Source organism: Betaproteobacteria bacterium (genome assembly GCA_009377585.1).
Classification (GTDB): Bacteria; Pseudomonadota; Gammaproteobacteria; order Burkholderiales; family WYBJ01; genus WYBJ01.
Genome location: WHTS01000006.1, coordinates 1 through 12,627, shown reverse-complemented (window position 1 = coordinate 12,627; position 12,627 = coordinate 1). Strand labels below are relative to the sequence as shown.

Sequence of the window (12,627 nt, the reverse complement as noted above, 5' to 3'; positions counted from 1 at the left end):
AAATAGAAAGGTCGCTCGATCTCGAAAAGCTGCGAGTCGGGCAATTTTGCTATTTGAGCTTGATGTTGGCGGACTTGATGATCTTGGCGTAGTTGGCCATGTTGGTTCTTATCAATGCAGAGAACTTGTCCGGCCCGAGGATGAAGGGCTCCACGCCCTGGCCGGCAAGCTTTTCCTTGAATTCGGGCGTGCGCTGAATTTTGGCAATGTCGCTGGCTAGCTTTTTGACGACTTCCTGAGGTGTGCGCGCCGGTGCAAGAATTCCGTAGGTGACCTTTGCTTCGATCCCCGGCATACCGCTCTCGGCGAAGGTAGGGACCTGCGGCAGTGGCGGAAAGCGGCTGTCGCCCGAGATGGCGATACCCTTGAGTTTGCCGCTTCTGACGAGCGGAATGGTGGCGACGGGGCTCATGATCGCCAATTGCACTTGGCCTCCGACGACTTCGATGAGGGCCCGGCTCGTCCCTTTGTAGGGAATGTGCTGGATGTTGACTCCCGCCAGCATCTTGAATAACTCGCCGACGAGATGGCCCGAACCGCCTGCGGACGACGTGCCGTAATTCAGTGCGCCGGGTTTTGCTTTGGCCAGTGCGATCAACTCCTGCAAATTGTTGGCCGGCACCGACGGATTGGCCACCATGATAGTCTCGGTGGCTGCAACAGGGGCGACAGGCGAGAAGTCCTTGATGATGTCGTAGGGCGTCGACATGAAAAGCGGGTTGAGGATGAAGGTGTTGATGCCGGAGAACAGAAGGGTGTAGCCATCGGGAGCGGACTTGGCCACGATGTCGGTTCCTATCAGTGTGTTCCCACCAGGCCGGTTGTCCACAATCACCTGCTGGCCCCAACTTTCTGTCAGATACTGGCCGATAAGACGAGCCATCGTGTCGTTGCCCCCTCCGGGACTATAGGGGCTGATCAAGCGAACGGGCCTCATGGGATAGTGTTGCTGCGCGGCGGCTGAGCCGGCGATGACGAGCAACATGCTCGCGAGCACTATTCGCGAAACGGCAGCAACGGATTTCATCGTAGGCTCCTCCAGGATAGCGTGAATGACTCCGGCGCGATCGGCTCGCAACGCGTTGCTCCTCGTGTTCGATGCTGCCGCGCCGAAGGATTATAGAGACATCATCCCCCATTAGCGGTCAATGGCCTGACGGATTAGACATGTGGCGTGTTTGGAGGAATATGCTTGCTCCAACGAACGATTGCGGCAGACGCGAACCGGCTGCCCAAGGCGACAAGGGATGCCGACATACCCGAAGAGCAAGCTGACAGGAGGAAGCGCCATCGAAACACGACGCGAGCCGGGGCACACGGCCGAACGATCCGAAGACCGCGTACAGTCGTTCCTGACGCGCTACGCTTCCGAGCTGCGCTATGAGGACTTGCCCGCCGAGGCGGTGCACGCTGCAAAGGTCCGTATCATCGACACGCTCGGCGCATTGATCGCCGGCTTCGATGGAGCCCCCTGCCGCCTGGCGCGACAGGTTGCCGCTGACATGCAGCAGGCGAACGGTGCAACGCTGCTCGGCACGCGCAAGAAGACCAGCCTCGATATGGCAGCATTCGTCAATGCCACGGCAGCGCGCTTTCCTGAGCTGACCGACACCTACCACTGGCCTGGGAGCGGCTCGGTCTTACACCCGAGGCGATGTCAAATTGCATTGCAATGGCCGTGACGGCAAACGTCATTCTGCGGCAGGTTCGCGTGGATCACCTGACGATGTTCAAGGTGGCGGCCGCCGGGCAGGCTGCACGCACAGGCGTGTTCGCGGCGCTGCTGGCACGCACCGGGATGGAAGGGCCACACTTGCCGTTCGAGGGCCGGGCCGGCTGGTGCACGTATGTAGCGGGTGAAAACCTCTCGTTTCGCGCGTTCGGAGGCAAGGACGAACCCTTCAAGATTCTCGCGACGCGGTTGAAGATTCGCCCCTGCGCCGGGAACACGATCTCGTCCGTGCTGGCCGCCGAGAAGATTGCTCTGCAGGTGCCCGTCGAACACATCGAAATGGTGTGCGTGGAAGTTTACAAGGCGGCGAAAACGGCATCAGGCACGCTCGTCCCTCACCCCCAACCCCTCGCGAACGAGACGATTCTTCCGCACTTTCACGGCAACACCCAGTTCCAGATTTTTCCTGCAGGCTCCGGAGTGATGGGCAAGACGCCGGTGCAACCCCTGATGCTCCAGTACAAGGATCACCACACCGCGTACGGACCACTGGTCGCTGGAGCGCATGGGCTGACCTTCATCGCATTGCGCAACCGAACCGGCGATTCCGCTCCGGTGTATCTCGGCAAGCCGGGCTACAAGGAGAAGCTGAAGCCCAGCAGGCGCCGAAACTGGATATCTTCGCCAATCACCCTGTCGACGCGGCCTGTGCTTCAGTATCGCAGGGAGGCGTCGTGGGACCCGGTGTTCGAGCCCGAAAAGATCGACGACGAAATGTCGGCCCATCTGTTGAGGCTGGGCGGCGCAATGTCGACCTCGGGCCCGGATCCCAAGGCCGGTGACGGCTACTATGTATTCGTTGCCAACGGCAGTCTGGCGATGAACGGCGACACCTTGCCGGCATGGTCGATGGTATTCGTCGAGCCCACCGAAGAGGCATTCGAGATCAAGGCGGGTCGCAGTGGCCTCGAAGCCCTCGTGATGCAATTCCCCAAGGACGAGCATTGACGATGGTCGATGGTCGAGTCGGTGGTTCTGTTCGCTACCTCCCCGGGCAGCCAAAATCACCGCGGAGTGAGCTTCGATGTTGATCGTCGATTCCCAAGTGCACACGTGGGCCGCGGACACGCCGGAACGCCCGTGGTCCGGCGGTGGCGAGCCGCACCGGACAGTGCCGCTGACGAACGAGGACTTGTTGAAGGAAATGGATGTGGCCGGCGTCGACCGTGCGATACTCGTGCCGCCCGGTTGGGAAGGCTCACGCAACGATCTCGCGCTCGCAGCAGCGCGCGCGCATCCGGACCGGTTCGCGGTGATGGGCCGCATTCCCCACGATCGCTTATCCAGGTCGCAGGGTGCGCTGGTGGGCTGGCGCAAGCAGCCGGGGATGCTGGGCCTGCGCCTGGCCTTCAACACGCCCAAGGCGGCGGCGATCTTCAGCAGCGGTAAGCTCGACTGGCTGTGGAACGAAGCCGAGGCGGAGGGCGTGCCGCTGATGATCCTCGTATGGCATGCGGACGTGCATTTCGTCGACGCCATCGCCGCGAAACACCCACGGCTTCGAATCGTGATGGATCATTTGGCGTTGAAAAGCAGCCAGCGCGATGCGGCAGCATTTCGCGATTTCGACAAGCTGCTTGCGATCGCGAAGCGGCCGAACGTGGCCGCGAAAGCGAGCGCGCTGCCCTCTTATACCAGCGATCCGTATCCGTTCCTCTCGCTTCATCCGTACATCCGCCGAGCGTACGACGCATTCGGCCCCAAGCGTCTGTTCTGGGGCACGGACTTGTCGCGATCTCCGATTCCCTATCGCCAGCAAGTGACGATGTTTACCGAGGACTTGCCGTGGCTCACGACCGATGACAAGGAGTGGATCATGGGTCGGGGTATCTGCGAATGGCTGGGTTGGCCCGCAGATAACCGCTCTTCCGCCTCGCAGTAACGCGCCACAGCGAACTGAGCTGAGCCACGTCCGCGCGGCGGCCCATTGCGCTACGCTGCTGCGGATGGATCTCGGCTTTCGTCGAATCGTGCGTACTCCCAACGGCTCAGGCGTTGTGCGCGTGGTAATACGTATTGCGAAGCACCTTGCCGGGCAGCGCGCCGGTGTGCTCGGCGTTATCCAGCAGGACCTCGCCGTTGACGATCGTCGCCATGATCCCTTGCGCGGGCTCTTTCACGCGCCAGCCAGCGCCGGGAAAATCGTGGACGATGCTTTCCGGGAGTGGGCACACGGTGTCGGGATCGAAGATGACGATGTCGGCCGCCAAGCCGGGCCGCAGCAGGCCGCGATCGTACAGACCCAGCGCTGAAGCCGAATCGAAGGTGAGGCGACGGACGGCGTGCTCGAGCGTCATGATCTGCTTCTCGCGCACCCATTCGCCCAGGAGCCGCGTGCAATAGCCATAGCCGCCGTGGAATTGCACGTGCGCGCCGCCATCGGACAGTCCGACGATGGCGTTCGGATGCGTGAGGATTTGCTTCATCGCTTCGGTGTCGACGTTGATTTCCGACTGCACGAAGACGGTGTCGAGCTTCTCTTCGACTACGAGATCGAGGAGCGCATCGATGACTCCCTTGCCCTGCTCTCTGGCCAGTTGGCCGATCGTCTTGCCTTTGAGCCGCTTGTTCTTCTCGAGCGCCGGCTTCTCGACCCACATGTAATCCCACCACGTCTGCGAGTAGCCCGCCGCCGGCAGTTTGGTGCCTTTGTGCTCGACCACTTCCTCGTGGAGCTTCCGCCGCAGCGCGGGATCGTTGTAGGCGCGCAGCTTCTCTTCGTCCGCGGCGAGCAGGATGGGATGCCACGTCGGCGTGCCGCGGAAAACCTGGCAGTTGCGCATCGTGAAGGTTTGCGTGGTCCGATTCGGGCTGCACAGCGGGAATGCCCGGATCCCGGCTTTCGACGTTTCGTCGAGCCGCGCCATGTGCGTCTTCCAGGCGTCGGGGTCGCGGTAAGTCTGGCCGAGACTGTTGTAGATGACCGTGCGGCCCGTCGCTTCGGACAGGCGTGCCATCAAGCCCTCCTTGAGCTCTGGCGCGCGGCCGCCGCCGCACTGGACGATGCCGGTACCGAGCTCGCGCAAGACATCGGCGAGCGCGAAGATCTCTGCTTCGTCGGCCCACAGTGCCGGAATGTGCTTGCCTTGCGGATCGTAATGGCCTTTGTTGCGCGACACCGAAAGGCCGAGCGCGCCGGCCTTCATGCCGCCGCGCACGACCTCCTGCATCGCTTCGATTTCTTCCCTCGTCGCGGTGCGCTCCTGGCTCTCGTCGCCCATGACGTAATAGCGCACCGTCGAGTGTCCGATCAGATTGCCGACGTTGACGCCCAGGCGTCCCTCGAGCCTGTTCATGTATTGGGGGATGGTCTCCCACTCGATCGGAACGGTGCTGAGCACCTCCATCGGAATCGCTTCGACGTAGGAAAGAAATTCAGCGACGCGCTTCCCGGTTCCGGGTCGTATCGGCGCGAGCGCGAGCGAGCAATTGCCGAAGACGACCGTGGTCGCGCCGTGCTGCGGCGAGAAGGAGCAAAGCGGGTCCCAGGTGACCTGGGCATCGAAGTGACAATGATTGTCGACGAAGCCCGGTGAAACGACGCGACCCTCGGCATCGATCGTGCGCCTTGCGGCACCGTTCAGTTTGCCGAGCTCGGCGATCTTGCCGCCCTGCACCCCAACGTCCCCGCGGAAAGCCGGCATTCCCGAACCGTCGACTACGCGGCCATTCTTGATCAGCAGATCGTATGCCATCGTCGTCCCCTTTCCATGTGCAAGTTATGAACCGGCTCGGCCCTGACTGAAACCCACGGCTTGCCGTTGTCTCGCGTGAACTTCGATAGATATTGCCGGGTACTGATCGTCCAGAATCTCCTTGTCTCAGAACGCTGGATTTCGTGTGCTTTGTCGATCCACCGTCGCTCCGGCGTAGATGCCGAGCAGCGGCGGATGTAATACTCTATGCGCCGGGCTTATTCGACGCCGAATAAGGACTGATGGCAAGCCCCACTTTTTGCGATAACCGGAGACGGCGATGGCACGACTTCCCCTGGCAAGCCGCGAGAGCGCTCCCGAGAACCAGCGTGAGGCCTTCGATGAGATCGTCAAAACCGCGGGATCGGTCCCGCGCTTCGGTCCCGGTTCGGTGGTGCTTCATCTGCCGCACGCGCACCAGCGGCTGATGGGCTTCAACAGGTTCCTCCGCAGCGAGTCGTCGCTTCCGAAGAAGCTCCAGGAACTGGCGATGCTGGTGACCGCGCGCGAGCTCGATTGTCAGTACATCTGGAACGCGCATGCGGCATCGGCCCGCGCAGCCGGCGTGAGCGACGCGCTGGTGGATGCGCTGAGGGAACGCAAGGAATTGCCGAGGCTGCCCGACGACGAAACAGCGGTAGTGCGTTTCGGCCAGGAGTTCTTCCGCACACATCGCGTCAGCCGCGGCACATTCCAGCTCGCGATGGAAAAACTCGGGCAGCGCGGCGCGATCGAAATCGCACTCTTCCTTGGGAATTACGCTTCGCTCGCGCTGCTCGTGAATTCCTTCGACGGCGACCTGCCGACGGATCGGAAGGAGCCGCTGCTGCCGCTGTGAAAACGGCCAAGCTCACCACCGTTCAGCATTGGCACAAAAGTGGCACGCGCGATATCGAGTTTCGGTGGGGATCTCGCGCGATCAGCCGAGGGATACGATGGCCACGGCGAATGGGTGACTGCCGCGCGACGTCAGTCCATTCATGGAGACTGATTTGAGTCGGATACCTTGGCTGGACCCGGTTGGGACCGGTTCGGCGTAATTCTCCAGATCGTGTTCGACAAGTCATCGGCGACGATCAGAGCGCCGCGCGGGTCCACCGTCACTCCCACCGGCCGCCCGCGAGCCTTGCCGTCGCTGCCCAGGAAGCCGGTGACGAAATCAACCGGGTCGCCGGCGGGCCGGCCATCACGGAACGGCACGAAGACGACCTTGTAGCCGACCGGCACGCTGCGGTTCCAGCTGCCATGTTGGCCGACGAACACTCCCTCGGCGAAGCGCGCGCCCATTGCCGGATTGGAGAATGCCAAGCCAAGCGCCGCGACATGCGATCCCAGGCTGTAGTCCGGACGGATCGCCGAGGCGACCTTCTGCGGATCCTGCGGCTGAGCGCGTGGATCGACGGTCTGACCCCAATAGCTGTACGGCCAGCCGTAGAAACCGCCCTCGCGTACCGAGGTCAGGTAGTCGGGGACAAGGTTGGGTCCGATCTCGTCGCGCTCGTTCACTACCGACCAGAGCTGGCCTGTCCCCGGCTGGATGACGAGCGCAGTGGGGTTGCGAAGGCCGGTTGCATAGGGCTTGTGCGCGCCTGTTTGCGCGTCGATCTGCCAAACCATTGCGCGGTCGACCTCGGCATCCATCCCACGCTCGGTGATGTTGCTGTTCGATCCGATGCCGATATAGAGAAAGCGGCCCTCGGGACTGGCGGTCAGCGCCTTGGTCCAGTGATGGTTGATCGCCGACGGCAGGTCCGTCACTTTTGTCGGCGGTCCGCTCGCCTTGGTTTGGCCGTCGCGATAGTCGAAGCGCACCAGCGAATCCTGGTTGGCGACGTACAGGAAGCCGTTGATCAGGGCGAGACCATAGGGCGCGTTGAGGTTGTCGGCGAAGATACTCCGCGCCTCGTAGGCGCCGTCGCCGTCGGCGTCGCGCAGCAACGTCAGCCGATTGCCGCCCTTCACGGAGCCCTTGCCCTGCTTCTTGATGAAGTTCGCGATGAAGTCCTTGGGGCGCAACACAGGGGCGCCGCCGCCCGACCCCTCGGCTACCAGAATGTCGCCATTCGGAAGAACCAGAGTCTGACGCGGAATCTTGAGATCGGTGGCGATGGCTTGGATCGTGTATCCCTGCGGCACGGTCGGCCGATCGTCGCCCCAACCCGCCGGCCTCGAGATCACCATGCTGGGCAACAGGCCGCGCTTCGGTTCGGGCAGCGCCGGATTGGCGCCAAATTGCGGCGGCTCTGGATCGCTGCCGCATCCAGCCAGTGCCAGCACCATGATGCCGCCCAGCAGAAGGGACGAACGCATCATCTCATCTCCCTGGCAGGCAATCCGGAATAGCCGATCCAGGCTGCAGCGAGCGCAAGGAGCGTCACGATGATCGACAGATAGAGGCCTTCCGGCATCGTAGCCCAGGCATCCTTCGCATGGACGAGGGCGTTGACGAAGCCGAGCACCCACATGACGAGCAGCGCGACAAGATAGGTAACCGGCCGCCCGGTCCGAGCCGTTGCGCTGCGAAGTATTTCGATCAGCGCCCAAAGCAAGGCGAAGGCGCCGACAAGCAAGGCGCCGGCGATCAGCCACGCCGAGAAGTTGATCCACTGCACATGGAAGCTCGACCAGTAAGCGAAATCGCTGAGCAGTGCGCCCAGGAACAGCGGAAATGGAAATGCGAGCAGGATCGCGTGAAGCGGGTGGATCGGCCTCATATCAACTCGTCCGAGAATAGTGACCACAGAATCTTTTCCCGTTCCTCGACCCGGCCGCACTACTTGAAGGCTCATTGCGCGATGCGCCGGCCCTGGACGGGACGAGTTGCCTTCCTGCGGTCGGGTGGCCAGCCGCCGCCCTGACGCACCCAAGATGCCCGGTCGGGCGAAAATCGTCAATCCCTGGCAGGCCTCGGCATGACAGATGCGAATCACATGTCTGCCCGGCGCTTTGGAACGGAAGTGGTGATAGAAGGTGACGACACCGTGCACCTCGGCACGCGACAAGTTCAGCTCCATTTCCAATCCGCTTGCAGCCGGTTACCATATGCACGTACATGCATATGACAGTTGATTGTCGTGTCTACTGACGGTTTGCCGCATGGAAGGTGGAGAAAACGGTAACATTGGCGCTGATCGCTGGACACATGCACATTCGCGCATATGAGCAAGATCGCCATCCATCCCGCCTGGCGCTTCGAGACCGATAGCGGCGAGCAAATCGACCCTCGGCTGTTCCGCTTGCTGCGAGCCATTCGCGAGACCGGCGTCCTGAAGCAGGCCGTGATGGACACCAGGGTGTCCTATCGATACGCCTGGGACCTGCTGAAGCGATTGGAAGAGTCTTTCGGCAGTCCCCTCGTGCGCATGGAACGCGGCAAGGGTGCCACCCTGACTACGCTGGGAGAGAAACTATTGTGGGCGGAACAGCGCAGCGATGCGAGCCTCTTCCCCCATCTCGACAACGTTGCTTCCGAGCTGAATCTCGAGATCGGCAAGGCGCGCAAGGCGATGCAGGCCGTGATCCGCATCCATGCGAGCCACGGCTATGCGGTGGAGAAGCTGCCACAGTTGATGACGAATCACGGCCATTCGGACGTCGACCTGCAGTACATGGGCAGTGTCGACGCACTCGCTTCCCTGTGCCGCTCCAGTTGCGACCTCGCCGGGTTTCACGTCCCGCTGGGGGAGATCGGCCGAGGGCTGTGGGGGCACTATGCCAAATGGCTCAAGCCTCGCCAGGAGAAGATCATTCGACTGGTGATCCGAACGCAGGGCCTCATCGTCGCTCCCGGCAATCCGAAAAAGATCCGCAGCCTGAAGGATCTTTCCCGGCCCGGCGTACGATTCGTCAATCGCCAGCGAGGGTCGGGGACGCGAATTCTGCTCGACGGACTGCTTCGTTCGCTCTCGATCGATCCAACGAAGATCACGGGGTACGCGGGCGGAGGCGAATTTACGCACGCTGCGGTAGCGGCATTCGTTGCGAGCGGCATGGCGGACGTGGCCTTCGGTGTCGAACCAGCAGCGCGGCAATTCAAACTCGAATTTCTTCCTATGGCGAAGGAACGTTACATGCTGGCATGCAAAAACTCGTCCTTGCATCGAGGTGCAATTCAAGAACTGATTGCGCTACTCAAGGGCCCGGAGTTCCTGGAGATGGTGGGGCCCGTTCCGGGATATGCGCTCGACGCTCCCGGGACCATCAGCGAGGTGAAGGACATCGTTCCCGGTTGACGTCATGGCAATGCCGTCGCAACGCCGGTGGCCGTCTGGCGAGTGATCGCAGGCTTGGGATCGGCATATAGGAAAATGGCGCTGATTGCCGGTGGCCCGGCGGCGTAGAGGCGTTCGACACGCGCGGGGACTGCGACCCTGCGTCCTGCTGCGCCGTCGATGATGAGGCGCGTCGATTGCGCCTGCGCATGGACCCAGCCAGCGGCCTTGAAGTCGATGCCGCTGCGAGAGCGGCTGCGGCGAAGCGTCGGCGCCCGGCGTTAATCGCGCTGGAGCTCAATCCGTGGCGACCATCACATCGGAAGCCTTGATGACCGCATAGGCGGTGTCGCCCGTCTTGAGCTTCAGCTCGTCGACCGCCTCGTTGGTGATGGCCGCGGTCACTACGGTTCCACCCACGATCTCGATCTTGACATGCGCCGTCGTCGCGCCCTTGATGATACCCACGACGCATCCCTTGAGCATATTGCGCGCACTGAGCTTCATGCATTTCTCCTCAACGAGGTGCGAAACCGTGTCGCCTCGGAAGACTCTGGTCTTCGGTACTCATCGCGACCAGGAAAACGATCATCATCACCCGAACCGGAACGATCACGGCAACCCCGCGCCCGCTCGGCAGCGTCGATTCCGAGCGCGATTCGCGCCATGTGGCGAATCGGCTCGTAGCAGGCGTCGTCCACGGGTTGCAGTCGGGCGATGCCCCAGCTATTCAGAATCGATTTCCCTTCAAGCGAGCAGTGCAAGCTCGCGAGGCAATCCGTCACGCGAGCCCGCCAGCGTGCGGGCATCTGCGTCGACACGACCCAGGGTGGAGACGGACTGGGACCCAAGGTGTGCACGACCCGAATCTCGTCCGTCATACGCGTACGAGCTCGAACTTCCGCCTCCAACACGCTGCTATCGATCGCCGCTCCAGCTGTGGCTCCTGCAAGGATCATTTCCAGCGCGGCCTGATGCGAACCGGCCTCGACGACCTCGCCGAAGAAGTTCCACCGCAGCCCTTGCGACGCGAGGTGATAGCGCACCAGGTTGAAGCCGGAGTGCGATCGCGGCTCGTTGTAGGCCCATGACTTGCCCCGCAGATCGGCGAAGGTGCGAACATGGCTGTCGGCGCGGACCACCACATCGGAGAAATAGACAGCCGTGCCGCCATGTCGGGGATGATGCATGACCGGCGCAACACATGCGGCGATGGCTGCACCTCGGTCTGCCTTGTCTACATAAGGCAATCCGCAGATCCAGCACAGATCGATCTCGCCACGGTCGAGCATCCCTTCTCGCTCGTGCCAAGGCACGTCGTCGATCCAGTGCACGGGGATAGCCAGCTCCCGCCCGAGCAGAGCGACGATCGCCCGGCACATCCGGTCTGCGTTCGGCGCCATGCAGCTTGCGATGCGCAGGCAGCGCAATTCGTGATTCAACCCGCATTCCTTCGAGAACGATCCTGCTGGGCGATACCAAGAGCTGCGCTGCGCAGCCCACCGAGAGCGGCGCCGCACAGACCACGTTCTGAGAAGGATTGGAGCGGGACGCGCGTCGCCGTGAGCTCACGACGAACCGGACGGCACGCGTTCGGCGATTACTGCCGCGAGGGAGGACGCAACGAAGAGGCCAAAGGGTTCATGCTCGCCATTGTAACCACTCGTCGGGAAAAAGCATGCCGGTCGCGAGCCGAGGCCGCGCCACAACTTGTTGTGCGGTCGTTCCCTGGGACAGCGGCCGGTAAGTGCAGAAGAGGGGCAAACGCGTTGCGCTGCAAGAGAAAACGGCCCTGCACCGACAGGGCCGCTTCCGAACAAGCAACAGTCTAGAGATGCTTCAAGACCGCTTCGGCCGAGGAGACCTCGAACTTCCCCGGGGCCTCGACATAGACGCCTTTGACGACGCCGTGATCCACGACCATGGCGTATCGATTCGACCGCACGCCCATCCCTCGGCCGGTGAGATCCAGGTCAAGCCCCAACTCCTTTACGTACTTCGCGCTTCCATCGGCGAGCATGCGCACCTTGCCGTCGACCTTCAGGTGCTTGCCCCAAGCTGCCATGACGAAGGCGTCGTTCGTCGTCACGCACCACACTTCATCGACCCCTTTGGTCTTCAGGGCCTCAGCGTTCTGGATGAAGGACGGCACGTGCTTCGCCGAACAGGTCGGCGTGTAGGCGCCGGGAAGCCCGAAGATGACGATCTTCTTGTCCTTACTGGCTTCCGTTATATCGACCTCCTGGGGTCCTAGCGGACATCCAGTGCTTTCGTCAAAGCTTGTCGATTCCATGAGCTTGCCTGCGGGAAGGGTTTGACCAGCTGCGATCATGTCGTTTCTCCTGGTTGCTTCGATTGGTGCGACATCTACCAGCATATAGCATACGGATCCACCGCGGCCCAACCGTTTGGGAATCCGCCGCGATGGTGAGGCGGTACGCTCATCTCTCCGGCGCAGTTTGCCGAATAGGCAGAGTCCATCGTCAAACTGCTTCGTGGCACAAATGTGGCACAACGTGCCACGGGAAAGGGGCCGCGAAATAGTGGCAAGTAGTTGATTGTTTGGCAGGCCGTGCTGGGCTCGAACCAGCGACGAACGGATAAAAAGCCCCCGAAGATCTATTTGTATCCATTCGTCGCGCTTTGCCGCGGGCGGCTGGATGCTCCGGGTGTTCTTTTTGCGATGGGGCGTTCCAGCACGATCGGATATTGCGAAACCGATCGTTCCCTCAAGAACGAAGAAGGCGGCGGCTATACACGAGCGAGATTGGGCCAATCCCCCAAGTGTGCCGAGGATCATCCTATTGGCTTGCGCCTGAGCCAATCGACGATGTCGACTGAAAAATCAAAGCCCGGAATTGCTATGCACCGCATCGGATTCTACGCAGGGCTCTTCATCGTTGCAGCCGTCGGGTTGATGCTGCAGCTCATTCAGACACGCATCCTTTCCGTCGTCGGCTGGTACCACCTGGCGTTCTTCGTCATCAGC

At 61.8% G+C, this 12,627-nt stretch carries 13 protein-coding genes; 6 read left to right on the top strand and 7 right to left on the bottom strand.

Annotation, left to right across the window (positions count from 1 at the left end):
* Window positions 1-49 precede the first annotated feature (49 nt).
* A complete protein-coding gene (locus tag GEV05_03505; protein ID MPZ42465.1) occupies window positions 50-1,027 on the bottom strand; it encodes a tripartite tricarboxylate transporter substrate binding protein in 978 nt (325 codons plus the stop codon).
* A 220-nt stretch (window positions 1,028-1,247) separates the two neighbouring features.
* Here GEV05_03505 and GEV05_03500 point away from each other — a divergent pair, with 220 nt between their 5' ends.
* From GEV05_03500 to GEV05_03490, 3 genes are all read left to right on the top strand, one after another.
* Window positions 1,248-1,682 carry a hypothetical protein gene (locus GEV05_03500; protein ID MPZ42464.1) on the top strand — a complete coding sequence of 145 codons (435 nt, stop codon included), beginning with the start codon at window positions 1,248-1,250 and terminating at the stop codon, window positions 1,680-1,682.
* Window positions 1,655-2,680: a hypothetical protein gene (locus GEV05_03495; GenBank protein MPZ42463.1), complete on the top strand. Its 1,026-nt coding sequence runs from the start codon at window positions 1,655-1,657 to the stop codon at window positions 2,678-2,680. Before GEV05_03500 ends, GEV05_03495 begins: the two co-directional genes overlap by 28 nt.
* 76 nt (window positions 2,681-2,756) lie before the next feature.
* Window positions 2,757-3,614, top strand: a complete 858-nt coding sequence (locus tag GEV05_03490) for an amidohydrolase family protein (GenBank protein MPZ42462.1) — start codon at window positions 2,757-2,759, stop codon at window positions 3,612-3,614.
* A 106-nt stretch (window positions 3,615-3,720) separates the two neighbouring features.
* Here the strand turns inward: GEV05_03490 and GEV05_03485 are convergent, their stop codons facing one another.
* Complete coding sequence (locus tag GEV05_03485) at window positions 3,721-5,427, bottom strand: amidohydrolase family protein (protein ID MPZ42461.1); 1,707 nt, start codon at window positions 5,425-5,427, stop codon at window positions 3,721-3,723.
* Between the two features lie 280 nt (window positions 5,428-5,707).
* On the opposite strand from GEV05_03485, the gene GEV05_03480 reads away from it, so the two are divergent.
* The gene (locus tag GEV05_03480; protein ID MPZ42460.1) at window positions 5,708-6,265 is read left to right on the top strand and encodes a hypothetical protein; all 558 of its coding nucleotides are present in this window, start codon (window positions 5,708-5,710) and stop codon (window positions 6,263-6,265) included.
* 140 nt (window positions 6,266-6,405) lie between these two features.
* Here GEV05_03480 and GEV05_03475 read toward each other — a convergent pair whose 3' ends face one another.
* Together GEV05_03475 and GEV05_03470 are read right to left on the bottom strand one after the other, a co-directional pair.
* Window positions 6,406-7,740, bottom strand: a complete 1,335-nt coding sequence (locus GEV05_03475) for a sorbosone dehydrogenase family protein (GenBank protein MPZ42459.1) — start codon at window positions 7,738-7,740, stop codon at window positions 6,406-6,408.
* Entirely contained in the window at window positions 7,737-8,441 is a 705-nt protein-coding gene (locus GEV05_03470; GenBank protein ID MPZ42458.1) for a hypothetical protein, read from the bottom strand. Before GEV05_03470 ends, GEV05_03475 begins: the two co-directional genes overlap by 4 nt.
* A gap of 144 nt (window positions 8,442-8,585) precedes the next feature.
* Here GEV05_03470 and GEV05_03465 point away from each other — a divergent pair, with 144 nt between their 5' ends.
* A complete protein-coding gene (locus GEV05_03465) occupies window positions 8,586-9,659 on the top strand; it encodes a LysR family transcriptional regulator (GenBank protein ID MPZ42457.1) in 1,074 nt (357 codons plus the stop codon).
* Between the two features lie 276 nt (window positions 9,660-9,935).
* Here the strand turns inward: GEV05_03465 and GEV05_03460 are convergent, their stop codons facing one another.
* From GEV05_03460 to GEV05_03450, 3 genes are all read right to left on the bottom strand, one after another.
* Entirely contained in the window at window positions 9,936-10,145 is a 210-nt protein-coding gene (locus GEV05_03460; protein MPZ42456.1) for a transporter, read from the bottom strand.
* Window positions 10,142-11,080, bottom strand: coding sequence for a PhnD/SsuA/transferrin family substrate-binding protein (locus GEV05_03455; GenBank protein ID MPZ42455.1), 939 nt, complete (start codon window positions 11,078-11,080; stop codon window positions 10,142-10,144). The genes GEV05_03460 and GEV05_03455 overlap by 4 nt, the downstream gene beginning before the upstream one ends.
* A gap of 386 nt (window positions 11,081-11,466) precedes the next feature.
* Window positions 11,467-11,970 carry a redoxin family protein gene (locus GEV05_03450; protein ID MPZ42454.1) on the bottom strand — a complete coding sequence of 168 codons (504 nt, stop codon included), beginning with the start codon at window positions 11,968-11,970 and terminating at the stop codon, window positions 11,467-11,469.
* A 222-nt stretch (window positions 11,971-12,192) separates the two neighbouring features.
* Here GEV05_03450 and GEV05_03445 point away from each other — a divergent pair.
* Window positions 12,193-12,627: hypothetical protein (locus GEV05_03445; protein ID MPZ42453.1), on the top strand; the 435-nt coding region annotated here is incomplete at its 3' end.